Genomic DNA, 23,798 nt, shown 5'->3' on the forward strand with positions numbered 1-23,798 from the left:
GTTGAACGGAGGGTCCCGTGCCCGCTTCCTTTATTGCCATTGATCCCCGGTCGAGTACGCCGCCGTTCGAGCAGTTGCGCAGCCAGGTGGTTGCGGCCGTGCGCTCCGGCGAGTTGGCCCACGACACCCGCCTGCCGACCGTGCGGGCCCTCGCCGCCGAGCTGGGCCTGGCCACGAACACTGTCGCGCGCGCCTATCGCGAGCTGGAACGGGACAGCGTGATCGAAACGCGTGGCCGGTTCGGATCGTTCATCGCCCCCAACGGCGATGCGGCCGATCGCAATGCGCAGGCCGCGGCCGACGCTTTCGCTACGCGCATCGAGCAACTCGGCGTGAGCCCGGAGGCCGCCCTCGCCCTGGTCACGGACGCCCTCAGTCGCCGTTCCGAGGCCTGACCAGCGGCCTTGCGCCGCTCATTTTGTATTGCTACTCTGGTACAAAATAGACACAAAGGGAGGGTCTCGTGGATACGGTCGTACTGATCATGGCGGCGCTGGTACTGGCGGTTCTCGGCATCCGCTTGATCTATGACGCACGTGCCGAACCACGCAAGCGGATGCTGCAGGCCTACTCCCGGCAGGTCGGGCTCGCGCTGGTCCCCGAGATCGTTTCCGAGCTGTCCAGCCGGATCTATCGCCGCGAGCGCGCGGGGATCGTCGGGTCGATGGTGGGGCTCCTGTTGGGAGTGGCGGCGCTGCTGGTGACGGATGGGAGTCAGAGCCCGTGGAACGGGCTCCTGGTCGTGGTCGCGATGACGGTCGGATCAACGGTGGCGTTGAGCGGCAACGATTCCCGCTCGGCGTTCGCGCCGGTGGCCGATGCGCCGCGGCTGGCGCGCAGCGTCTCCCCCGGACTGGCCGACTACGTCACCCCGCTCGACCGCGCGTTCTCGCTGGGCCTGCTGGGCCTCGCCACCCTGGGCTATATTGCGGTGCTCGGCGTCATCGCGATCAACCCAGATCGGGTGTTCGACGACGTCTCGGTGCGCACCATTCTCTGGCCGGCCGGGCTGCTGCTGGCGATCGCGACCGCCGCGAGCCTGGTCACCTGGGCGGCGGCCAACGCTCTGCTCGGCCGCGGCCAACCCGCCGAAACCTACACTCAACTGGCCTGGAGCGATGCCTTTCGGAGCACCACGTTGCGCAGCCTGGTGGGGATTCCCGGGATCATCGCGGCCGTGAGCTCCTGCGTGCTGTTCCTCTCGTTGAGCGAGGCGATCGACCGGCCGACGCCCGGCTCGATCGGCGAGATTTTGATCGGCTCATTCACGATCATGGGCCCGGTGCTCGTCGTCGTGCTCACGAGCTGGAGCCTGACGAGCCTGCGAAATCGGAGTACGACACACTTTCTGCGCCGGCTGTGGCCCGAGACGGCCGTCGAACTCGACCGACGTCGAGCGCGCGGGGCCGCTGGTGATGATCAGCCCGGCGAGCGGCCGGATCAGGGCAGCCGAACGAAGACCCCGGCATGATCCTGATGATCGATCCGCGCTCGGCGACCCCACCCTACGAGCAGTTGCGGGTGCAGGTGCTCGCCGCGGTGCGTTCGGGCGAGCTGGCTCCCGGCGACAAGCTGCCGACCGTGCGCAAGCTCGCCGAAGATCTGGGGCTCGCCGCCAACACCGTTGCGCGTGCCTATCGCGAGCTCGAGCGTGACGAGGTCATCGAGACGCGGGGCCGCAACGGGTCCTTCATCGCCGCGAGTGGTACGGCCGCCCAGCAGCAGGTTCAGGTCGCCGCCGTGGCGTTCGCCGGCAAGGCGCGCCAGCTTGGCGTCGCACCCGGGGAGGCGCTCGCGTTCGCGCGCGCGGCCCTCGGCATCCGTTCGTAGCACTCGGCGCCACCCGGACGGGGCCCGGGCCCGGACCGTGGGCCCAGTTTATAGACTGGGCCCGGGGACGGGGCCCGGGCCCCGTCCGCAATAGCAGTGGGGGCGGGTGGCGCTAGGGGCGATAGTGGGCGGCCAGGCGGCGGAAGCCCTCGTCGAGGGAGACTGACGGGGTCCAGCGAAGGTCGGCGCGGGTGCGCCGCTGGTCGAACCAGTGCGCGGTGGAGAGCTGCTCGGCCAGAAACCGGGTCATCGGCGGTTCGTCCGTGCCGGGGCGACGGCGCCAGATGGCCTCGATGACCGAACCGGCGGCGCGGGCAGCGGATGCCGGCACCCGCCAGTTCGGAGCGGTCACGCCGGCCGCACCACAGATACCGGCGAGCAGTTCCGCGACCGGTCGCGGTTCACCGTTGGTGATCACGTAGGACTGCCCGTGCACCCGGTCGCACGCATCGAGCGCCGCGTGGATCGCAGAGGCGGCGTTCTCGACGTAGGTGGTGTCGATGAGCGCCGCACCGTGCCCGAGCAGCGGCAACCGGCCACGGCGGGCGCGATCGACGACGCGGTCGATCAGCTGGGTGTCGCCGGGGCCCCAGACCAGGTGCGGCCGCACGGCCACCACGCTGAATCCGGGCGCGTCAGCGGCGAGCGCGAGCAGTTCGGCCCTGGCCTTGGTGCGGGCATAGTCGCCGCGGGCGTGCTCCGGCGAAGCCGGCAGAGCATCGGAGCCCATGATCGAGGCTCCGGCGTGGGCCACCGACGGCGAGGAGACGTAGACGAATCGAGAGACGCCGGCAGTGTGAGAGGCCTGCACCACGGTTCGGGTGCCGCCGACATTGACCGCCTCGAACTCGGCCGGGTCGCCGGTGAGCGAGACCTTGGCGGCGAGGTGCACGACCGCGTCCATGCCGCTCACGGCATAGGCGAGGCCGGCATAGGGGGTGTCGGCGGCGGTCATGATCGAGCCGTGCACGTCTTCGACGCCGGTCAGGCCCGACGGCCGCCGCTGAAAAGTGCGCACTTCGTGGCCCGCCGCACTGATATCGGCGGCGACGGCGCGGCCGAGAAAGCCGCTGGCTCCCGTCACGAGTACTCTCACGGCGCGCCCCTCATGGCTGAGTCCAGCGCCCGCCAGAGAGGATGCCGGTGGCCCAGCGCGACAGACGGCTGCGGTCGATCTTGGAGTTGTGCCGAATATCGGTAGGCAGGCCCGGCACGACCAGAACGGCGGCGACCGGCGTGCCAACCCGTGCGCGCACGGCGGCGGCGAGCGGCTCGGGCGCCCGGTGCACCCGGCGGGCCGGCGGCACGGTTTCGACCACGGCAACCTGCTGCTGCGTGCCGACCGGACCGACACCGACGAAGGCGGCACGTGATACCTCGGCAAGCGATTCGATGCGCTGCTCCGGACCGACCGGGGTGACCACACCGTCGGCCGTCACGATGACGTGCGGCATTCGGCCCTCGACCCAGAGCCGGCCCGCGCTGTCGAGGTGGCCGACGTCGCCGGTGCGGTGCCAGCGTTCGCCTTCGACGGCACCGCGCCGCGAGGCCCGCTCGGTCAGCCACAGCCGGTCGTAATGGTCCTTGACGTGCGGCGCCGACACCACGATCTCGCCGGTCACGTCGGGCTCGACCGACAGTTCCCCAACGGATGCCCCGCTCGCGTCGAGCGCGCTGATGCGGATGCGCGTGGTCGCGGTCGACCCCCCGACGCAGACGCCCCCGGCCGGGTTCAGGGCCGAGACCGACTCGCGTGCAGCCGGAGCGCTCGCGGCCGCAGCAGCGCTGCTGGTCGAGACCGCCGTCTGGAGCAGGGTGGCGGACTCGCCGTCGTGGGCTGCGGCATCCGCTGTGGGAACGTTGGCGATGCTCGCGGCTGCCTCGCGAATGCCGTCGAGGGTGATATCGGCCATGAGCAGGCCTTCGGTCATGCCGTACGGGGTGTGCGCGGTTGCGTGCGGCATGAGGGCGGCGGCCTGGGCGAGCAGGCTCTCGGAGATGGGCGCGCCGGCCGAGAGAAAACGTTGCACGCCGGCGAGGGCTGCATGGTCGGCTGGCTCGAGCGCGGCGGCGGTCGCGACGACGTTCACGAGGGCGGCGGGCGAGAGAAAGACGACCGTCGCGCCTCGAGTTTCACCAGCAGCCGCGGCGACGGCGGCCGCGACCGCGGTGGCGGTGAGGGTCTTGGGCGCAGTGACGTCCATGTCGGGGGTGACCGAACGAGCACCGAGGGCCGGGCCGAGCAGCGCGAACGGGGCGAAGCCGGCCACAAGGCCGGTGCCGACGCCCACGCCGTACTGCAGGAAGAGGGCGCGGCTCACCGCGGAGAGCTGCCCGTGCGTGTAGACGACGCCCTTGGCCGGGCCGGTCGACCCGGAGGTGAACAGCACGGCCGCCGGGTCGCTCGGCGCGGGCTCCGGCGGAAGATCGTCGCCGGCGCTGAGCCTGGCCTGTCCCAGGTCGATCAGCTCGGCCAGGGTGTGCTCCACGCCGAGCAGGCGGGCCATCGGGGCCGGAAAGCGGGCGACCGAGATTTTGCGTCCCGGCCAGCCGAGAGCGCGGGCGGCCATCAGGCCGGGAGCGGCCCCGATGACGAAGTCGGGGCGGGCGCCGCGCACGGCGCGGGTGAGGCCGGCCAGGCCGAGGCCGGCATCCGCTACGACGACGATCGCGCCGATGCGCACACAGGCGTAGAGCACCGCGGTGAGGTCGGCGCTTGGAGGCACGAGCAGTGAGACGCGGTCGCCGGGCTTGACGCCGATGTGAACGAGACCGGCGCCGATCTGCCGCACTCGGCGCGACAGCAGCCGCCAGCTGACCCTGCGCGGGGCTGGCAGCATGTCGACGAGGGCGGTGTCGTCGGAGTTCTGCAGTTCGTTGAGGTAATGCCAGAGCGGATGCGTCCCCGCGGCTTCCCACGCGGCCGCCGGTGCGCCCACGGCGGTCTCGACAGGCTCGGCCAACGGAGCTGGCGCGGCCGCGTCGCCGAGCCAGAGCAGCGCGGCAGCGGCGTAGTCCGCGTCTTCGGCGAGCAGATGCCCGGCCCCCTCAAACCGGTGCACGCGGGCGTGTGGCATCCGTTCGACCAGGTCGTCGAGGTAGCGGTCGCTGAAAATCGGGTCGCGCGGACCCCAGAGCAGCAGTGTCGGCACCGTGAGAGCGCGCGCGCCCTCGGCGATGCGGTCGAGTTCGGGCCGACTCTCGTGGGTGAGCGCGACGGGGATATCGGCGACGAAGCCGCCGATTCCGCCTCGACGATCGCTCGTGCGGTACGGCGCGCGGTAGCCGCGCTTGACCTCGGTCGACAGTGGCGGATGCGCGAGGTTCAGCGTCGTGGCGAGGAACGCCGGCGTCGCGACGGTCGCCGGGCCGAGAATGCCGCGCGCGAGGGCGAGCCGCAGCGGCGCCGGGACCTGGTCGCCGGCCGGCTGGTGCACCGCGGTGTTGAGCAGCATGACACCGGACAGTAAGTCGGAGTGGTCGACGGCCCAGCCGAGCGAGACCACGCCGCCCCAGTCGTGGCCGAGGGTGATCACCGGGCCGGTCAGGTCGAGCGCGTCGGTGAGATCGCCGAGGTCACGCACCCGGCGGGCGAGGGGACGAAAACCCCCGGTGCGAGCCGAGAAACCCATGTCGAGCTGGTCGACGGCGATCACGCGCCAAGCGGGCGCGCCGGACTGTGCTGCATCCGTTGCGGCCGAGAGCAGGCTGCGCCAGAGATAGGACCAGGTGGGGTTGCCGTGCACACACAGAATGGTTCCGACCGGAATCACGCCAAGCGCATCGAGCTCTGCGCCGTTGTCGAGCACATGCCAGCCGTGGGTGACGCCGGGCGCGCCGCTCTCGGCGACCTCGACCAGCCGCGACCACTCCGGCCGCAGCCCGGCCAGCCCGGTCGGTGGCAGGGTCGCCACGGCCGACACCATGCGCGGAAGTCGGGAAGCTGCGGTTGCGCGGATCTCGGTCACACTCCTCTTAGGCCCGAGAAGCCACTTTCGGCCCCTTGGTTTTTGTGAGATGCCATTCTCGGCCCCTTTTCGCCGTTCCATGGAGCCGAAATTGGCATCTCGTGGGCGGTTGCGCGGTTCATGGAGCCGAAGTTGGCATCACGCAGACGGCGAGACGGGGCCCGGGCACCGCCGATCACCAGACGAGTTCCATCATGGCGGTGTTGAGGCCAGAGCCGACCCCCATCAGCAGCACCCGGTTGCCCGGCTGCAGCTTCGACGCCTCCTGGGAAAGCGTGATCGGAATCGATGCCGGGCCCACATTGCCGAGCGTTGGATAGGTCAGCGGCACCTTGGTCTTGTCCATGCCGGTGGCCTTGACGATGGCATTGGTGTGCACGTCCGAGACCTGGTGCACGATGTAGCGGTCCATGTTCGACCAGCTCCAGTCGCGTTTGGCTTCGGTCCAGGCCGAGACGACCAGTTCCATCCCGCCCTTGAGCAGCGCCTTCGCGTCGGTGAACATGCCGTCGACACTGCCGACGCACAGCCCGTTGAACTGGGTGGCCGCGCGGGTGACGCCGCCGAGGATGCGGTGGCCGCCGGGGTGGGCATCCGCTGGGCCGAGCACGGCAGCGGCAGCGCCCGAGCCGAGGGTGAGGCTCGCGAACTCGCTCATGAAGTCTTTGCGCTTGATTCCCGGGCGGCCGAGGCGGTCGATGGTGTTGGTCTGGATCTCGTCGGCGTCTTCGCCGTCGATGATCACGGCGTATTTGATCTGCCCGCTGTCGATGAGCTGTGCGGCGAGGGTCATGCCGTTGACGAAGCCGAGGCAGGCGTTGGCGATGTCGAAGTTGATCGCCGACGACGGCAAGCCGAGTCCGTGGTGAATGCGCACGGCCACCGAGGGTTCGAGGTGCTTGCGAGTGACCGAGGTGTTGATGAGCAGGCCCACGTCGCTCGGCTTGATGCCGGCCTCTTTCAAGGCGATCTTGCCGGCCTTGACCGCGGCGTCGTCGAAAGTCTCGTTCGGTCCCCAGTTGCGGCGCTCGTACACGCCGGCCACACGCTGCAGCAGCCCGGTCGGCAGTTTGAGGCGCGCCAGAACCGGCTTCAGCCGAAGATCGATCTCTTCCGACGTCGTGATGAGGGGCGCCATCAGGCTGGCGACCGACAACAAAGCGACGTTTCGATGCGTCGTCGTCGCATTTCCGTTCAAGCGTGAACCCCTGTCGAATTGTGGACAGCGGTAATCATACGTCCCCTAGGAGTTTGCCCCACGAAACTGTATGTAAACCGCGCGTAGCCTGTGTGCCCGGTCGCGCCTGCCCGCGCAGACCTGCGGAGATTTCGCCTTCAGCCGCCCCAAATCAAGTGAGAATCACCGCAGTTACGAACCGGATCGGGCCTAGATCACGCCCTCGGAGAGGGTGCTCGGGTTGCCGAACCGGTGGGCGGTGATCGAGATGGCCTGTTCGCGCAGGAACGGCAGCACCTCGATGCGACCGGCTTGGGTGACCGCGTTCGAAAACACGGCAATGTCGGGGCTGCCGCTGAGGGCCTCGGCGAGAGCGGATGCCGCCTGGCGCGCTCCCAGCACCGGGTCGCCGCCGATGAGGCGCACGCGGCTGGTCGTGATACCGCCGGAGCGTGCTCTGGTCAGCCATTCCTCATCGCTTTCGACGACCACCGGAATCTCCCGCTCGGCGAGGATGTTGCGCACGGCGGGCGGCACCGGCACGGTGCTCGACACGTCGAAGCGCGACGTCGACAGGGTCGCGGCGGCGATCACGCGCAACAGCTGTGCGAGAGTGCCGGTTTCGGTCAGACGCACGGTGACCGGCAGCGCGCGGTAGCGGAACAGGTTGCGCTCCACGCCGAGGTCGGTCGCATCACGCACGACGTTGAACTCTTCACGCCAGGCCAGGGCGTCGCTCACGGCTGAGCGACGCAGCACGTCGAAGTCCGCGTAGTCGAGAAAGGGCTGGCTGGCCTCGATGATGTCGGTGACGCGCTGCTCGAGACCGCGCAGGTGCAGCGTCGAGCTATTGCGGCCGGGCTCGTTGACCCAGCTGCCGAGACCCAGCAGGTAGTTCGGGCCGCCGGCCTTGGTGCCAGCGCCCACGGCGGAGCGCTTCCAGCCACCGAACGGCTGGCGCTGCACGATGGCGCCGGTGATGCCGCGGTTCACGTAGAGGTTGCCAGCTTCCACTGTGTCGACCCAGAGAGCCAGCTCGTCGGCGTCGAGCGAGTGCAGGCCGGTGGTAAGCCCGAAGTCGACGGCATTCTGCAAGCGGATGGCCTCTTCCAGGTTGCGCGCGTGCATCACCCCGAGCACCGGTCCGAAGAACTCGGTGAGGTGAAAGTACGATCCGGGGGCGACGCCCGTGCGAATGCCCGGCGACCACAGCTTGCCGGTCTCATCGAGCTGTTTGGGCTCGACCAGCCACTTCTCTTCCGCGCCGAGGGTGGTCAGGGCGTGCAGCAGCTTATCGGCGGCCGGCATCATGATCGGGCCCATCTGGGTGACCGGGTCACTCGCCGGGCCGACCCTGATCGAGGTCGCAGCGTCCACCAGCTGTCCGAGGAACCGTTCGGACTTCGCGACCGATCCGACCAGAATCACCAGGCTCGCGGCCGAGCACTTCTGGCCGGCGTGCCCGAAGGCGCTCTTCACGACGTCGGCGGCGGCGAGGTCAAAGTCGGCCGAAGGGGTGACGATGATGGCATTCTTGCCGCTGGTCTCGGCGAGCAGGGGCAGGTCCTGGCGGAACGAACGGAACAGCTCGGCCGTCTCATAGCCGCCGGTGAGGATGACCCGATTCACCGCGGGGTGCGCGATGAGCTTGGCGCCGAGGTCGCGGTGGGGCAGGTTGACCAGCGCGAGCAGCTCGCGCGGAATTCCGGCTTCCCAGAGGGCTTCGACGACGACCGCGCCAGTGCGCTGGGCAACCGTGGCGGGCTTGACGACAACGCCCGCACCGGAGGCGAGGGCGGCGAGCATACCGCCGGCCGGGATGGCGGTCGGGAAGTTCCACGGCGGGGTGACCACGATGAGCTTGGACGGCACGAAGATGGCGCCCTGCACGCGGTCGAGGTCCTTGGCTCGTTCGGCGTAATAGTGGGCGAAGTCGACGGCCTCGCTCACCTCGGCGTCACCCTCGGCGATGGTCTTGCCGCACTCGCTCGCCATGACCTCGATCAGGCGGTCGCGGTTGGCGGCGAGCGCCAGGCCGGCGCGGTGCAGCACGGCGGCGCGTTCGGCGCCGGTCTTCTGGCCCCAGGCTGCGCCGGCTTCAAGGACGCCGTCGATGATGGTGCCCAGCGCTGCCTCGTCGGGAACGGCGGCGGCTTCGATGGTCGCGGTACCGAGAACGGATGCGTCGGCGCGAGCCAGGATGCGGCGCCCCCAGGCCCGGTTGGCGGGCAGCGAAGGGTCGGTGTCGGGTTCGTTGTGGAAGCTCGACTGCAGGGGGACCGAGCCGCGGGTGATACCGAGAAGTGCACTGGTCAGTTGCGGGTCGACGTCGGAAGCGGTCTCGACGCCCTGACTGCGGGCATCCGTGTGGGCGGCGGCAAGCCGATCCAGGTCGTAGCTGCTCGAGCGATCCTGCACGCGGTTGGGGGTTGGAACTACGTCGTCAAGGGCGTCGAGGGAGGCTTGGAAGCGGGCCTTCTCGCGGTTGAACAGCTCGGGGTTGCTGGTCAGCTCGAACACGGCCGACATGAAGTTCTCCTGGCTGGCGTTCTCTTCAAGCCGGCGAATGAGGTAACTGATGGCCACGTCGAACTGGGCGGGGTCGACGACGGGCGTGTAGAGCAGCAGCTGGCCGACGTCCTTGCGCACGGCCTGGGCCTGGCCGGTAGCCATGCCCAGCAACATCTCGAACTCGACCCGATCGTCGACGCCGCGGGCGACGCTGAGCAGGTGCGCCCAAGCCACATCGAACAGGTTGTGCCCGGCAATGCCGAGCTTCACCGCGTCGGTATTCTGCGGGGTGAGCGCCCAGTTGAGCACCCGCTTGTAGTTGGTGTCGCTCTCCTGTTTACTCGAGAAGGTCGCGAGCGGCCAGTCGTGCACGGCGGCGTCGACGTGCTCCATGGCGAGGTTGGCACCCTTCACCAGGCGCACCTTGATCGGCGCACCGCCCGCGGCGCGGCGGTTCTGGGCCCAGTGGGTGAGGCCCTGGATGGCGCTGAGGGCGTCGGGCAGGTAGGCCTGCAGCACGATACCGGCCTCGAGCTGGGCAAGCTGGGGCTGGTCGAGCAGCCCCTCGAACACCGCGATGGTGAGGTCGAGGTCGCGGTATTCCTCCATGTCGAGGTTGATGAACTTCGGGGTAGCGGATGCCGCTGCGAACTCGAACAGCGGCGTCAGGCGTTCGATCACGCGGGCAACGGTCTCGTCGAAGGCCCACATCGACAGCTGGCTGGCGATGGACGACACCTTGATCGAGACGTAGTCCACGTCGGGGCGTTCGAGGATGCGCCTGGTGCCCTCGAGGCGTTCGAGCGCTTCTTTCTCGCCGAGCACGGACTCGCCGAGCAGGTTGATATTGAGGCGGTTGCCGCCCTCTTTCAGGTGCGCGAGCGCCGGGCCGAGCTTGTCGGGGGTCGCGTCAACGACGAGGTGACCGACCATCTGGCGCAGCACGGTGCGGGCGGCGGGAATGACGACCCAGGGCAGCACCGGTCCGAGAATCCCGCCGAGCCCGATGGCCGCCCGCATGGGCGGCGGCAGAAAGCCGGGTGCCTTCTTGGCCACCTTGGCCAGGCTGTAGCCGGCGACCATCTTGTCTTCGGGGCGCATGACGCCGTCAACGAAGCCCACCGTGAAGTCCAGGCCGTTCGGGTCCTTCAGCACGCCGGCGAGCCGCTCGGCCGCGGCATCCGCTGGGATGGTGGCGCTTTCGTCGAGCCATTTCTTGACGAGCGTGACGACCTCCGAACTGAAATCCTCGTTGGCGGGACGGGTGGAGGCGTTGGTCATGGTCACGAGACTAGTCTTTCGTTCGCGGATGGGTTGCTCTGGTGGTTCAAGTCTGGGGCCAGCCTATATTTAGCAAAAGCAATTGTTTATGCATAATATTCGTTAGACTTTCTAATGATTTGGTTTCCGGGACGGCGAACGGTGTAAGGGGCGACGCATGCTGGATGTCAGGCGCCTGCGGCTGCTGCGCGAACTGAAGATTCGCGGCACCCTCGCCGGGGTCGCTACGGCGCTCGCCTACAGCCCCTCGGCGGTGTCGCAGCAGCTTGCCCTGCTGGAAAAAGAGGCCGGCGTCGTGCTGCTCAAGAAGGTGGGCCGCCGGGTGCAGCTCACCCAGCAGGCCGAGATTCTGGTCGAGCACACCACCCACCTGCTGGAGCGGCTCGAGCTCGCCGAAGCCGACCTGCGCGCGAGCACGACGACCGTGTCGGGCACCGTGCGGGTGGCCGTGTTTCAATCGGCGGCCCTCGCGGTGATTCCACGGGCGCTCACGCTGCTGGCCGAGGACTTTCCGGCGCTGCGGGTGGAGGTGACCGAGCGGGAGCCCGAGCGCGGTCTGTTCGAGGTCGCCGCGCGCGACTTCGACCTGGTGCTCGCCGAGCAGTACCCCGGCCACACCCGCGCGCACTGGCCCGACCTTGACCGGATCAACCTCGCGACGGATGCGCTGCGGCTCGCGGTGCCGCCGGCGGGCACCGAGCGGGTCACCGCGGCGACCCTCGAACAGACCGCCGGGCTGCCGTGGGTGATGGAACCGGTCGGCACCGCGTCCCGGCAGTGGGCCACGCAGCTCTGCCGCTCGGCCGGGTTCGAACCCGACGTGCGGTTCGAGACCGCCGACCTGATCGCGCACATCCGCTTGATCGAATCGGGCAACGCCGTGGGAATCCTGCCCGACCTGGTCTGGGCCGGGCGCATGCCGGCCGTGCAGCTGCACGACCTTCCGGGCACCCCGCACCGCACGCTGTTCTCGGCCGCGCGGCGGTCGAGTGCAGAGCGTCCGGGGGTGGTCGCGGTGCGCGGCGCCCTCGACCGCGCGGTGAGCAAGGTCGCCAAGCCCACCGAGTCCGACCCGCTCGAGCCGCCGCGCCCATTCGAGCCCCTCGCGCCGGTCTAGCCGGGTCAGTTTGGGGCCGAGTTGGCACATTTTGCCGACTTTTCGGGCCCTGGCACCCGGTTGCCCCGCTCCCCCGGTGGCTAATTCAGGAAAATCACCAGCCGACGAGCCCCAAACTCCTGAACCAGTGCGGCAGCCCGGTGCGCGGTCGGCAGGATTTCCTGAATTAGCCACGGGGCGATGAGGAGACGCTCGCTAGGCTCTGGCCATGAGCGAACCTACACACGACGTCGTGATTCTCGGGGGCGGCCACAACGGCCTCGTCGCCGCCGCCTACCTGGCCCAGGCCGGGCGCAGCGTGGTGGTACTCGAGCGCGAGGCGCAGGTCGGCGGCGCCGCCATTTCAGCGGATGCCTTCCCCGGCACGGGTGCGCGCCTCTCGCGCTACTCCTACCTCGTCAGCCTGCTGCCCACGAGAATCATTCGCGAGCTGGGGCTCGACATCGAGCTGACGCGGCGTCGATACTCGTCGTATACGCCGGGGCGTTCGGCTGCCGGACTGCTCGTGGACCAAGAAGACGCCGACGCGACCCGAGCCTCGTTCGCGCGCATGGGTGCCGCAGCCGATTTCAAGGCCTGGACCGCCTTCTACGACGACACCGCCCGCCTGGCCCGGGCGGTGTTTCCGACGGTGTGTGAACCGCTGCTCACCCGCTCGGAGGCCCGGCGGCTGGTCGGCGACGATGCACTCTGGAATTCTTTGATCGAGCGGCCGCTCGGCGAGGTAATCTCCGACCGGTTCGACAACGATCTGGTGCGCGGCGTCGTCGCCTCCGACGGCCTGATCGGCACGTTCACAAGCCTCACCAATCCGAGCCTCGACGCCAACCGTTGCTTTCTGTACCACGTGATCGGCAACGGCACCGGAGACTGGGACGTACCGATCGGGGGGATGGGCGCCGTGACCGGGGCGCTCGAACGGGCGGCGCACAGCGCCGGCGCTCGTCTCAACGTCGGCGCCGACGTCGAGTCCCTCACTGCCGACGGCGTGGTGACCTACCGGCAGCACGGGCGGCTGCAAACTGTGACCGGAGGCGTGGTGCTGGCGAACGTGGCGCCGTGGGTGCTGCAGGGTTTGCTGGCCGCGGGCGGGGCATCCGCTTCTTCGCCGGCCCAACCGAAGCCGGAAGGCGCGCAGGTAAAGGTCAACCTGATGCTCACCCGGCTGCCGCGCTTGAAGGACGCGAGCGTGTCTCCCGAAGCGGCCTTCGGCGGCACCTTTCATATCAATGAGTCCTACGAGCAGCTGCAGACCGCGTTCGCGCAGGCTCTGGCCGGCGAGATTCCGAGCGTGCTGCCGTGCGAAATCTACTGCCATTCGCTGACGGATCCGAGCATTCTGCCGCCCGAGCTCGCCGCGACCGGGGCGCACACCCTCACCGTGTTCGCGCTGCACACCCCGAATCGGGCGCTTTCCGAGGGCAATAACACGTCGATGCGGGCCCAGCTGCAGGCCGCCGTGCTGACCTCGCTCAACTCGGTGCTCGCCGAACCGATCGAAGCACTGCTGATGACGGATGCCGACGGTCACCCCTGCATCGAAACCAAGACCACCCTCGATCTCGAGCATGCCCTCAACCTGCCCGGCGGCAACATCTTTCACGGGCCCCTCTCGTGGCCGTTCCTCGAAGACGATGCGCCGCGCGACACGCCCGCCGAGCGCTGGGGAGTCGCCACCGAGCATGCTCGCATTCTGATCTGCGGGGCCGGAGCACGGCGCGGCGGCGGGGTCAGCGGGCTTGGCGGCCACAACGCCGCCATGGCCGTTTTGGAGGGGTCCTGACGTATAGCCGAGGGGCCCAATAGGGCCTAGCCTGAGTTAAGACTCGCGTTTCACTCACAGTGGAGGTCACCATGTCAGCCAAGCCCACCGGGCGCCTCGTTCACCGCGAAGACGGCCTGTATCTCATGCTGAATCGGTTGTTCAATGCGCCGATCGAACAGGTCTGGGCCAGCCTGACCCGGCCGGCCGAGCTCGAGAAGTGGATCGGCACCTATACCGGCTCGCCGGCGACCGGAGCGGTCAAATTCAAGATGACGGCGGAGCCGGACGCCAAATGGGAGTACGTGAGTATTCGCGAATGCCAGGCTCCGCATCGGTTCAACGGCGATTTCGGCGAGGGCGAGGACTCCTGGCGCGCGCTGTTCCACCTGGTCGAGGGCGACGGCATGACGAACCTCACGTTCGGGCAACGCTTACGCTCTGCGTCTGAGGCCGCCACGGTCGGGCCGGGCTGGGACTACTACCTCGATCGCCTGGTCGCCTCGCGGGCCGGTCTGTTACTGCCGGAGTGGGAGCACTACTACCCCGCGCACGCCCAGTTCTACAAGGACCTCATCGTTCCGGTGCGTACCGCCTGACCGGTCACTTCGTGCTGCGATAACTCTCGGCAGTGGTGATAAGCGCCTCGTGCCATGGCGTAGCGGTCACTCCGAGTTCACGCTGCGTCTCGGTGGAATCGATGACGAACGGCACGACGAACTGGTAACTCGAGGCCCACACCTCGTGCATGAGCGGGTTGACCACGCCGAGCGAGCGCAGCAGCCACTGCGGATACCCGGAGACCTTCGCCCGCGAGCCGTACTGGTGATTGAGCTGCCCGGCGATGTCTGAGCGGCTGACGCTTGCACTGGGAACGTGCCAGATTCGGCCCCAGTCACCGGTGTAATCCGCAGCGGCGATGAGGGTGGTCACGATGTCGGGCAGGTAGCTCCAACTGTGCGCGAGCTGTGGTTTGCCCACGACATGAGCTGTTTTCGAGCGCCGCACCGCGGTGAAGAAGGTCTCACCGAGGTGCGCGGTGCCGGTGGCTCCCGGCCCGAAGTAGTCGCTCGCCCGCACCTCGACGGCCTGAATGTGGCCGGCATCGTGGGCGGCGCGCAGCTTCGCCCACCCGGCCCGGCGAACGAGTCCCTTGGTCTCCGTCGTGGTTTCCGGGGAGTGTTCGGTCATGGCCCCGGTCGGGGACCCGTACGGATAGAGATTGCCCATGACTACGATGCGTGCGCCCGAAGCGGATGCCGCCGCGATCGCCGCGTCGTAGATGGGCGGCCACTGCGCCGCCCAATCGGTGTAGGGCGGATTCGTGCAGAGAAAGATGGTGGAGGCATGCGCTGCTGCGCGGGGAAAGTCAACCGGATCACTCGCGTCCAACACCCGAGTCGTGGCTCCGGCGACGGCGGAGCCGGACCGGGTCGCAATGGTCACAGTGTCGCCGCGCGCAACGAGGCGTTCAGCGAGCGGTCGGCCGATCAGGCCGGCTCCGACAACGAGGTGTGTGTTCATGGGGTCCATTCGCTTCGCCTGTCACAGTGGTCTGTTCTCGGCGAGTCTGACAGACAAGCGGTGCTCCGTACCGTCTTTTGCCACATGATCCATCAGGAATCGCCCGAGTGCGAAGTCATAGTTAATTCCGAATTTCTGTCAGTTTATTGCTGAGATTCTCTCGCGTTTAGGGGTGGTGTGCGGTAGAATTGTGGGTGAAGGAGGCACCGTCGCCATGACCCTCACCGCCCCGCCCGCCGCAGCCGGTCCCGTGCCGGAGGGTTCCCGGGTTGAGGCGGTCGCTCAGGCCGGTGCCCTTCTGGCGGCGGCGTTTGACGGTGTGACCTTTGGGTACTTCGACGATGCTGAGGCCATCGCGGTGCTGGCGGCACTCGAGGGTCTCGGTCGTAAGCTCGATGGGGCCAGACTACGTTCCACCACCGACCTCCAGGCAGGCCGCGGCGTCGGCTGGATCGACGGCATCGACGCGCCCATCTCGATGCGACGGGTCAAGGAAACCATCTGCACCGGCGGCTCCCAACACGTCATCTTCGGCGAGAACGGCGCCATGCTCTACCTCGGCGAGACGGTGCGCCGCTTCGCCCCCAAACAACGAGCCGCCATCGCCGCCCGCGACGGCGGCTGCATCATCCCCGGCTGCACCATCCCCGCCCGCTGGACCGAAGTGCACCACATCATCCCCGCCGGCAAGGGCGGACCAACCAACGTCGACAACGGAACAAATTTGTGCTGGTTTCATCACCACACCATCGACACCAACGGCTGGCAGATCCGCATGATCAACGGCCGACCCCAGGTACGCGGCCCACTGCTCTGGGACCCCACCCAAACCTGGCGGCCAGCCCACACCCACCGCGCCAACACCCCCAGCCCCGAACCACCCTGGCGCACCTAGAACTACTCGTTGCTCGGTGAGCGCTTCCCAATCAGCAGAGGTTAGTGCCAAATGCTGGGCGCGGGAGCTCGCGTGGCGGGGGCAGCGGCATTGCGACTCCACTCGAGCAGCCACTCGGGAACACTCACGCCGTCGGGGGCGACACCGATCGCCTCGAGCAGCTCGTCGATTGTCACGACGCCGCCGGTGCGCTTGAGAAAGCGGCCGCGGATGTAGCCGTGAGAATAGATTTCCAACACACCTTCGGCATCCGGTCGCACGAAGCGTTGCTCGACATAAACGGCCTTCTCGTCGAAACCGAGGATGCGCGACTCCACCGTGAACTTCTGGCCAAGCGTGAGCGACTTGCGAAAGCTGATGGTCTCGGAGACCACCACGGGATACCAGCCGCGCTGCTGGAAGATGGCCCAGACGCCGGTGCGGTGCAGCATGTCAAAACGAGCCACGTCCATGATCGACAGGTAGACGCCGTTGTTCATGTGCCGCAGGATGTCCAGGTCGGTGGGCATCGTCACGAAATTGGTGCGCACCACGTCGAAATGACCGAGGCGCGGCCCGAACTTCGAGAGCAGGGCGTGGAGGAGGGTTCGAAAGATCATATGCACACCCCGATGCTAACGAAGTCGACTCGCGCGGCGGCATCGGTTGTGGGTGAGCGCCAGCATCCGCTGCCTGAGCGGGACGCACGTGCACGATGTGCCACAGGTCTACCATTCAAGAATGGTTTCCCTGCCCACCCTGCTGACGTTCGCACTCGCATCGATCGCGCTCATCGTCATTCCCGGTCCGACCGTGCTGTTCGTGATCGGGCGATCGCTCGCCCTCGGCCGGCTAGGCGGGTTTCTCAGCGTGCTCGGCAATGCCCTCGGGCTGATTCCGGTGATCCTCGCGGTTTCGCTCGGGCTCGGTGCCATCGTGACCCAGTCGGTGCTGCTGTTCACGATCGTGAAGTTCGTCGGCGCGGCCTACATCATCTATCTGGGGGTACAGGCGATCCGCTCACGGCGCACGGCCGCCCAGCTGAGCGAGGCCCGCGTGGCCGGCAAGACCAAGTGGCGGCTCGTGCTCGAGGGATTCGTCGTGGGGCTGAGCAACCCCAAATCGCTCGTGTTCTTCATTGCGGTGCTGCCGCAGTTCGTGAACTACCGGGCCGGGGATGTGCCGCTGCAGCTCGCGGTGCTCGGGCTGGTGTTCGTGGTGCTCGCCCTGCTCGGCGACAGCACCTGGGCCCTCGCGGCCGGCACCGCCCGGGCCTGGTTCGCCCAGTCGCCGAAGCGCATCGAGAACCTGTCGTCGGCCGGCGGCGTCATGATGATCGGCCTCGGCGGGGTGCTCGCCGCGACCGGCGCGCGGTCCTGACCGCCCCATTCACAACCGACCGATTCACACCGAGGCGGCAGCTACCGCCCGCGGCGCGACGGCACGCACGAAGGCGCCCAGGTGGCGGTAGACCTCCTGCGATTCCGGATGCGTGTCGTCCTGCTGCCAGGTGTGCTTGGTGTTGACGCTGCGCCGGCCGTAAATGAGGGTGTCAACCCGAATCTTGCGTGCCCGCAGCGCCTCGATGAAGTTGAGGTTGGCGCGGTAGAAGTAGTCCCGCTCTGAGGTCGTGACATACACCGGCGGAAATCCCCGGTCGAGCCACTCGATCGGGGACATGAACCGCGCCGCCGAGCGCAGGTGCTGTCCGCGGCCGCGCTCGGGCAGCAGCATCCGCACGAAGTTGAGGCTCAAAACGAAGCCGCGGTCGAACAATACCGAGAAGTCGGCGATGCTGCAGTGCTGCACTAGGCCGCGCAGGTTACGAGCGGCGACCGGCGGGCGAATGCCGTAGTGCTCGGCGAGCTCCGGAGCGTAGGCTGCAGCCGTGAGCAGCGCCGCAATGTGGCCACCGGCCGAGTCACCGCCGAGCACGATCCGGGTCGGGTCTCCCCCGTAGGCGGCGATATTGCGGGCGACCCAGTCGAGCACCGCGTTACCGTCCTGCATCATGTGCTTCAGTTGGAACCGTGTGGCCATGCGGTAGTTCGCGTTGACCACGATCATGCCCTCAGCGGCCTGAGTCGCGCAGTACTTAGTGAGCGGGTCCTTGTCGCCCGAGGTCCAGCCGCCGCCATGAAAGTACACGTAGACGGGGAGTGGCTGCGCGCTGCCTTCGCGTTTGGGCGACAACACGTCGAGTCGATGGATTTTCTCGCCATCGCCGACGTAATCGAGATCGAGATCGTACTCGACCGAATCGATCGGATTCAGGTTGAATTTGTGCACCGGGGTCTCCCGGCGCAGCATCAGCGCGCGCCACGCCCAGACGGGCAGCCGGCGGATACCCGTTTCCCGGTGCGCCGACCGGTCAACGGTCACTCCGTCGGCGTGCAACCGGATGTCGTGCAGCCAGGCCCTGGCCGTTGTGGCGGCCCTCCCCGTTGACGCGGAACGGTGCGAGGAGGTGGGGGTGGGACGAACGGTGCCGAACGCGGTGCTGGCGTGACTCACTGACTGAGGTTAAGTCGGTTTCCCCGAATCCCCGCTGGAAAGTACCCCATTTGGGGGTAATTCCAAGTTTCAGATGGGTGTCAGACCACGCAATCAGGCAGCGGATGCCCCGCCCGCGACCCCGGTCGCCTCCAGCACCGCACGCGCGAGCGTGTGAAAGTGCAGGTTGAAGCCGAGAACACCCGGAGTGGATTGCGGGTCGAGGTCAAGCGACGGCACATCGACGGCGAACACGATGAACTGGTAGCGGTGCGTGCCGGTTCCGGGCGGCAGCCCGGCACCGGCGAACGACGTGAGGCGCGTTTCGTTCGGCAGCACGAGCGCGCCAGCCGGCAGGGTACCGCCGGCCGGCAGGCTGGTCACCCCCACCGGCAGGTTCGCCACGGCCCAGTGCCAGAATCCGGAGCCGGTCGGAGCGTCGGGGTCGTACACGGTGAGGGCGAAACTTTGGGTCTCGGCGGGGAAACCCGACCAGGACAGCTGCGGGGAGACATCCGCTCCCCCGGCATCGGTGCCGTACTGGGCCGGGCGCAGCGGGCCGCCGTCGGTCATGTCCGTGCTCGTGAGTGAGAACTGGGGCACTTCGCCGAAGCGGGCGAGCGGGTCGATGGTCACGGGGCCTCCTGATTGCGCGAGTGGGACTGACAGCCTACGCCGCGGGTTCGTGCACGAGCTCGAGGATGCTGCTGTACAGCTGGCGAAACTCGGGCTCGGAGCTCATCGCGGCCAGGCGAGGCCGGGCCAGCGGCACCGTGAGATCGGCGCGGATTCGGCCGGGGCGACGGCTCATAACGAGCACCCGGTCGGAGGTGATGATGGCCTCCTCGATGTCGTGGGTGATCATGAGCACGGTGAGCTTGTGTTGTTCCCAGACCCGGGTGAGCAGGGTTTGCATCTCGCGCCGGGTGAGGGCATCGAGCGCGCCGAACGGTTCATCCATCAAGAGAATCTGCGGCTTGTAGCTGAGCGAACGAGCGATCGCCACGCGTTGCTGCATGCCGCCGGACAGTTCACGCGGGAACGCATTCTCGAACCCGGCCAAGCCGACCAGGGCCAGAAACTGCTGCGCCGTGCTGGCTCGTTCCGCCCGGCTCAACGGTTCGTCCTGCAGGGCGAACTGCACGTTCTGCTGCGCGGTCAGCCAGGGCAGCAGGGTAAAGCCCTGAAAGACCACGCCGCGGTCGCGGCCCGGGCCGGTAACCGGCACGCCGTCAACGGTGACCGAACCGGAGTCCTGCTCGGTCAGACCGGCGATGATCGAGAGCAGGGTGCTCTTGCCACAGCCCGAGGTACCGACCACAGAGACGAACTCGTTCGCGTGGAGGTCGAGGGAGACCCGGTCGAGGGCGTGCACGTCGCCGAAGCTCTTGCTGAGGTCTCGAATCGACACCTTGGGGGTCATCGGCTGCTCCTCTCGTAACGGAACATGCGTCGCCCCCACGCGCGCATGATCTGGTCGGTGACCAGGCCGAGCACTCCGAGAATGAGCACATAGGTGATGATCGTGTCGGTTTGAAAGTAGCGCTGCCCCAGCGTGATGCGATACCCGAGTCCGCTCGAAGCGGCAACCAGTTCGGCCACCACCAGCCAGGTCCAGGCCCAGCCGAGGGTGATGCGCAGGGCGTCCCAGATGCGCGGGGCCGAGGAACGTAAGACGATGCGGGTCAGAATCTGTCGATTATTCAGGCCCAGGGTCTCGCCGAGATCGATGAGGCCGCGGGGGGTCTGGCGCACGGCATCCGCTATCAGCAGCACCTGCTGAAAAAAGGTACCCATCCAGATGATCAGAAATTTCTGGCCGTCGTCGATGCCGGCCCACAGAATAGTCAGCGGCACGAACGCCACCACCGGCATGTAGCGCACGAAGTCGATGAGCGGTTCGAGGGCGGCCTCGACGCGGGCCGAAGTGCCGATCAGGATGCCGATCGGCACGGCCATGACGGTGGCCAGCAGAAATCCGGCGGCGATGCGGTACACGCTCGCCGAGGCATCCGTGGGCAGTTCACCGTTCTGCAGCTGCGTGACGAACCGCTCCCCGACCGCGACCGGCGAGGGCAGGAACAGCGGCGACACCAGTCCGGTCAGGGTCGCGAGCGACCACAACACCACGAACCCGGCAAAGGTACTGACGGAGATCAGCAGGTACTGCCGCCGGCTGATTCTCTGGCCGAGGTGACGCCGGCGCCGCGTCGGCCGCCCCGCGAGAACGCTGATCAGTTCGCCACGAACTGCGGGTCGACCAGCGCGCTCAGGTCGACGTCACCGGTGAGGATGCCGGCGGACTGAGCGGCCTTCCGAACGAGCGGCATGGCTTCATTGAGAAAACTGCCACCGAGTTCATTGGCGTTCTGCGCGCCGTCATAGAAAATGACGCCGTCAAAAGCCGAGGAGAGCGCCGCCGCGTCTTCTCCCACCGCATCGGCGATAATCGCCCGGCCGGCGGGCTGGTCAGCGTTGTACGAATCGAGGGCGAGGCCCCAGGAGGAGACGAGCGCCTGGATGGTGTCGGGGTGTTCGGCGATGAAGTCGTCGCTGACCACGAGCACGTCGCTGATCAGGCCGGGGAGTTTATCGGCGCTGAACAGCACGCCGAGGTCGGCGTCTTCGGCGAGGGCTGTCTGAATGTACGGCTCGTACGTGACGGCGGCGTCAACTTTGCCGCCGATCAGGGCCACGCCGGCGTCGGCCGCGTTCATCGGCACGGCCACAATGTCATCGAGGGTAATGCCCGCGTCGTCGAGGGCGTAGTTGAGCAGCAGATCAGAGGTCGTGCCCTGCTCGTAGGCGACCTTCTTTCCGGCGAGGTCGGCGATCGACTCGAAGCCGGCGGGCGCGATGATCGCGTCGGCGGTCGTGCTGACGTCCTCGATCAGCACGATCTTGATCGGCACACCGGCCTGCTGCATGAGCATGGCCGTGTGGGTGGCGACGTTGGCCACGTCGACGTTGCCGGAGATGAACGCGGCGTTGACCTCGGCGTCCCCCTCGAACTCGGTCTGCTCGACCGAGAGTCCGGCGTCGGCGAAGATGCCATCGGTCTCGGCGATGTACCACGGGCCGTAGCCGATCCACGGCATCGTCGCCATGCGCACGATTTGCGTTCCATCGGCGGCGGGCGTGGCGGCGGGTGTGCCGGCGCAACCGGCAAGCAGGGTGATGGCGGCGGCGGCGAGCGCGGCCACCATTCGAGTGCGTCCCATGGGGAGTCCATTTCCGGATTGCGTGTAACTTCCGAACGGATGCCACTGTTTACGACCCTAGCGAAGTGTGGGGCCTCCGCTGCGCCCCCAGCCAACGCGTGCCCGGCCAGCGCAAACCCGACAACGCGTGCTCCCGGACAGCGGGTGCCCTCGTAAAATGGACCCATGGCCATTCCGAAGATTCTGCTCTATTACATCTTCACGCCGTTGGCTGACCCGGAGGCCATCCGGCTCTGGCAGCGCGACCTGTGCGCGGGGCTCGGCTTGCGCGGGCGCATCCTCATCTCGGCCGACGGCCTCAACGGCACGGTCGGCGGCGACCTGCCCGCCATCAAGAAGTACGTGCGCAAAACCCGCGACTATCCGGCGTTCAAAAACATCGATTTCAAGTGGAGCGAGGGCACCGGCCTCGACGCCAGCGGGCACAGCCTCGATTTTCCGAGGCTCGTGGTCAAGGTGCGCGAGGAGATCGTGAGCTTCGGCGCCCCCGGTGAGCTGCGCGTCGACGAAACCGGAGTCATCGGCGGCGGCACCAAACTGGCACCGGCCGCGCTCAATGCGCTCGTCGCCGCTCAAGGCGACGACGTCGTCTTCTTCGACGGGCGCAACAAATTCGAGGCCGAGATCGGCCGTTTCCGAAACGCGGTCGTGCCCGACGTGGCCAACACCCGCGAGTTCGTGGCGGAACTCGACAGCGGCAAATACGACCATCTCAAAAACAGGCCGGTGGTGACCTACTGCACCGGCGGCATCCGCTGTGAGGTGCTCAGCGGTCTCATGAAGGCTCGTGGTTTCGGTGAGGTGTACCAGCTCGACGGCGGCATCGTGCGCTACGGCGAGGCCTTTGGCAACGAGGGCCTGTGGTCGGGTTCGCTCTACGTCTTCGACCAGCGGATGTCGCTCGACTTCGCTCCCGATGCTGCCGTGCTCGGTGTCTGCCAGGTCTGCGCGGCGCCGACGACGAACATGCTCAACTGCCGACAGGTGTCGTGCCGGGAGCAGCTCGTGGTCTGCCCCGAGTGCGTCGCGCTGGCGGCGCCGGCCTGCGCCGCGCACGCCCACGCAGATAAACCCCGGTCGGCAGCCTAAAAAGGCCCGCCGGGCCATAGGGTGGAAGCACACAGAGGGGAGTCGGATGCCTACCGGCGCTGTTATCGAATTCACCAACATCAGCAAACGCTTTGGCGGGGTCACCGCCGTCAACGACCTGTCGTTCACGGTGGAACCCGGCCGGGTCACCGGCTTTCTCGGTCCGAACGGTGCCGGAAAGACCACGTCGCTGCGCATCCTGCTCGGACTGGTCGCAGCCAGCAGCGGCGCGGCTACGTTCGGCGGCGTGCGGTACCGTGACCTGCCGCATCCGCTGAACACGGTGGGCGCAGCCCTCGAAGCCGCGAGCTTTCACCCGGGACGCACCGCCCGAAGCCACCTCGGTGTCTATGCGATCGCTGCCGGACTGCCGCGCACCCGCGTGATGGAGGTGCTCACCCAGGTGGGCCTCGCCGCCCACGCCGCCCAGCGGGTCGGCGGTTACTCGCTCGGCATGCGCCAACGCCTCGGCCTGGCCTACGCCCTGCTCGGCGACCCGGGTGTGCTCGTGCTCGACGAGCCGATCAACGGACTCGACCCGGAGGGAATCCGCTGGATCCGCGGGTTTCTGCGCGACATGGCCGCCGAAGGACGCACCGTGCTGGTCAGCTCCCACCTGCTCTCCGAGGTGGCACAGAGCGTCGACGACGTCGTCATCATCGCCCGCGGCGAACTCGTGCACCTCGGCCCACTTTCCAGCCTCGACACGGATGCCGCGCCCCAGACGATCGTCGATTCTCCCGACCGCGAGAACCTCGCCGCAGCCCTCACGTCAGCCGGCATCAGCTTTTCGATCGGCCGCACCGGCCTGCTCGCTGCCTCACCCGACCCGGCCGTGCTCGGTCACATCGCCTTTGCCGCCGGAGTCGAGCTGAGCGTGCTGCACAGGCAAAAGGCCGGCCTTGAAGACTCCTTTCTCGCCCTCGTCGGCGGAGGCCACACGCTATGACA

The 23,798-nt window shown here is 67.8% G+C and carries 21 protein-coding genes; 10 read left to right on the plus strand and 11 right to left on the minus strand.

The genetic code is table 11. From position 1 onward, the window contains the following. Positions 1 to 17 precede the first annotated feature (17 nt). The 3 genes from E3O25_RS16240 to E3O25_RS16250 all read left to right on the plus strand — a co-directional run bounded on the left by E3O25_RS16240 (position 18) and on the right by E3O25_RS16250 (position 1,830). Positions 18 to 395 (plus strand): GntR family transcriptional regulator, encoded by a 378-nt coding sequence (locus E3O25_RS16240; RefSeq protein WP_206750224.1) that lies wholly within the window; start codon positions 18 to 20, stop codon positions 393 to 395. A 68-nt stretch (positions 396 to 463) separates the two neighbouring features. After that, positions 464 to 1,471, plus strand: a complete 1,008-nt coding sequence (locus tag E3O25_RS16245; RefSeq protein ID WP_092106654.1) for a hypothetical protein — start codon at positions 464 to 466, stop codon at positions 1,469 to 1,471. A gap of 5 nt (positions 1,472 to 1,476) precedes the next feature. Beyond that, entirely contained in the window at positions 1,477 to 1,830 is a 354-nt protein-coding gene (locus tag E3O25_RS16250) for a GntR family transcriptional regulator (protein ID WP_241988628.1), read from the plus strand. A gap of 112 nt (positions 1,831 to 1,942) precedes the next feature. Here E3O25_RS16250 and E3O25_RS16255 read toward each other — a convergent pair whose 3' ends face one another. The 4 genes from E3O25_RS16255 to E3O25_RS16270 form a co-directional block, all read right to left on the minus strand. After that, the gene (locus E3O25_RS16255) at positions 1,943 to 2,926 is read right to left on the minus strand and encodes an NAD(P)-dependent oxidoreductase (protein ID WP_092106658.1); all 984 of its coding nucleotides are present in this window, start codon (positions 2,924 to 2,926) and stop codon (positions 1,943 to 1,945) included. Positions 2,927 to 2,936: 10 nt separating this feature from the next. Then, on the minus strand, positions 2,937 to 5,756 hold the full coding sequence (locus E3O25_RS16260; protein WP_092106843.1) for an alpha/beta fold hydrolase: 2,820 nt from the start codon (positions 5,754 to 5,756) through the stop codon (positions 2,937 to 2,939). A 217-nt stretch (positions 5,757 to 5,973) separates the two neighbouring features. Continuing rightward, positions 5,974 to 6,996 carry a 3-oxoacyl-ACP synthase III gene (locus tag E3O25_RS16265; protein WP_092106660.1) on the minus strand — a complete coding sequence of 341 codons (1,023 nt, stop codon included), beginning with the start codon at positions 6,994 to 6,996 and terminating at the stop codon, positions 5,974 to 5,976. A 189-nt stretch (positions 6,997 to 7,185) separates the two neighbouring features. Beyond that, positions 7,186 to 10,767, minus strand: coding sequence for a bifunctional proline dehydrogenase/L-glutamate gamma-semialdehyde dehydrogenase (locus E3O25_RS16270; protein WP_092106662.1), 3,582 nt, complete (start codon positions 10,765 to 10,767; stop codon positions 7,186 to 7,188). A gap of 157 nt (positions 10,768 to 10,924) precedes the next feature. Between E3O25_RS16270 and E3O25_RS16275 the strand changes: the two genes are divergently transcribed. The 3 genes from E3O25_RS16275 to E3O25_RS16285 all read left to right on the plus strand — a co-directional run bounded on the left by E3O25_RS16275 (position 10,925) and on the right by E3O25_RS16285 (position 14,245). Further along, on the plus strand, positions 10,925 to 11,884 hold the full coding sequence (locus E3O25_RS16275; RefSeq protein WP_134361638.1) for a LysR substrate-binding domain-containing protein: 960 nt from the start codon (positions 10,925 to 10,927) through the stop codon (positions 11,882 to 11,884). Positions 11,885 to 12,092: 208 nt separating this feature from the next. Continuing rightward, positions 12,093 to 13,667, plus strand: coding sequence for an NAD(P)/FAD-dependent oxidoreductase (locus E3O25_RS16280; RefSeq protein WP_134361639.1), 1,575 nt, complete (start codon positions 12,093 to 12,095; stop codon positions 13,665 to 13,667). Between the two features lie 71 nt (positions 13,668 to 13,738). Continuing rightward, positions 13,739 to 14,245, plus strand: coding sequence for an SRPBCC domain-containing protein (locus tag E3O25_RS16285; RefSeq protein WP_092106668.1), 507 nt, complete (start codon positions 13,739 to 13,741; stop codon positions 14,243 to 14,245). Between the two features lie 4 nt (positions 14,246 to 14,249). Here E3O25_RS16285 and E3O25_RS16290 read toward each other — a convergent pair whose 3' ends face one another. Beyond that, positions 14,250 to 15,170, minus strand: a complete 921-nt coding sequence (locus E3O25_RS16290; protein ID WP_166787775.1) for an NAD-dependent epimerase/dehydratase family protein — start codon at positions 15,168 to 15,170, stop codon at positions 14,250 to 14,252. A 214-nt stretch (positions 15,171 to 15,384) separates the two neighbouring features. On the opposite strand from E3O25_RS16290, the gene E3O25_RS17225 reads away from it, so the two are divergent. Beyond that, complete coding sequence (locus E3O25_RS17225; protein ID WP_198411007.1) at positions 15,385 to 16,065, plus strand: HNH endonuclease signature motif containing protein; 681 nt, start codon at positions 15,385 to 15,387, stop codon at positions 16,063 to 16,065. Between the two features lie 41 nt (positions 16,066 to 16,106). Here E3O25_RS17225 and E3O25_RS16305 read toward each other — a convergent pair whose 3' ends face one another. Then, positions 16,107 to 16,664, minus strand: coding sequence for a thioesterase family protein (locus tag E3O25_RS16305; protein ID WP_092106674.1), 558 nt, complete (start codon positions 16,662 to 16,664; stop codon positions 16,107 to 16,109). A gap of 121 nt (positions 16,665 to 16,785) precedes the next feature. On the opposite strand from E3O25_RS16305, the gene E3O25_RS16310 reads away from it, so the two are divergent. Further along, entirely contained in the window at positions 16,786 to 17,424 is a 639-nt protein-coding gene (locus E3O25_RS16310) for a LysE family translocator (RefSeq protein WP_134361640.1), read from the plus strand. A 24-nt stretch (positions 17,425 to 17,448) separates the two neighbouring features. Here E3O25_RS16310 and E3O25_RS16315 read toward each other — a convergent pair whose 3' ends face one another. The 5 genes from E3O25_RS16315 to E3O25_RS16335 all read right to left on the minus strand — a co-directional run bounded on the left by E3O25_RS16315 (position 17,449) and on the right by E3O25_RS16335 (position 21,758). Then, on the minus strand, positions 17,449 to 18,558 hold the full coding sequence (locus E3O25_RS16315) for an alpha/beta hydrolase (RefSeq protein ID WP_241988629.1): 1,110 nt from the start codon (positions 18,556 to 18,558) through the stop codon (positions 17,449 to 17,451). Positions 18,559 to 18,651: 93 nt separating this feature from the next. Beyond that, the gene (locus E3O25_RS16320) at positions 18,652 to 19,110 is read right to left on the minus strand and encodes a YbhB/YbcL family Raf kinase inhibitor-like protein (protein WP_174721755.1); all 459 of its coding nucleotides are present in this window, start codon (positions 19,108 to 19,110) and stop codon (positions 18,652 to 18,654) included. Positions 19,111 to 19,207: 97 nt separating this feature from the next. Next, positions 19,208 to 19,960 carry an ABC transporter ATP-binding protein gene (locus tag E3O25_RS16325; protein WP_092106680.1) on the minus strand — a complete coding sequence of 251 codons (753 nt, stop codon included), beginning with the start codon at positions 19,958 to 19,960 and terminating at the stop codon, positions 19,208 to 19,210. Next, positions 19,957 to 20,667, minus strand: coding sequence for an ABC transporter permease (locus E3O25_RS16330; protein ID WP_241983981.1), 711 nt, complete (start codon positions 20,665 to 20,667; stop codon positions 19,957 to 19,959). The genes E3O25_RS16325 and E3O25_RS16330 overlap by 4 nt, the downstream gene beginning before the upstream one ends. A gap of 104 nt (positions 20,668 to 20,771) precedes the next feature. After that, entirely contained in the window at positions 20,772 to 21,758 is a 987-nt protein-coding gene (locus tag E3O25_RS16335) for an ABC transporter substrate-binding protein (RefSeq protein ID WP_198411008.1), read from the minus strand. Positions 21,759 to 21,923: 165 nt separating this feature from the next. Between E3O25_RS16335 and E3O25_RS16340 the strand changes: the two genes are divergently transcribed. Both E3O25_RS16340 and E3O25_RS16345 read left to right on the plus strand, forming a co-directional pair. Continuing rightward, the gene (locus tag E3O25_RS16340) at positions 21,924 to 22,847 is read left to right on the plus strand and encodes a rhodanese-related sulfurtransferase (RefSeq protein ID WP_134361642.1); all 924 of its coding nucleotides are present in this window, start codon (positions 21,924 to 21,926) and stop codon (positions 22,845 to 22,847) included. Between the two features lie 46 nt (positions 22,848 to 22,893). Beyond that, on the plus strand, positions 22,894 to 23,796 hold the full coding sequence (locus E3O25_RS16345; protein WP_134361643.1) for an ATP-binding cassette domain-containing protein: 903 nt from the start codon (positions 22,894 to 22,896) through the stop codon (positions 23,794 to 23,796). The last annotated feature ends 2 nt before the right edge of the window (positions 23,797 to 23,798 follow it).

Source organism: Cryobacterium sp. TMT1-3, from assembly GCF_004402315.1.
Classification (GTDB): Bacteria; Actinomycetota; Actinomycetes; order Actinomycetales; family Microbacteriaceae; genus Cryobacterium; species Cryobacterium luteum.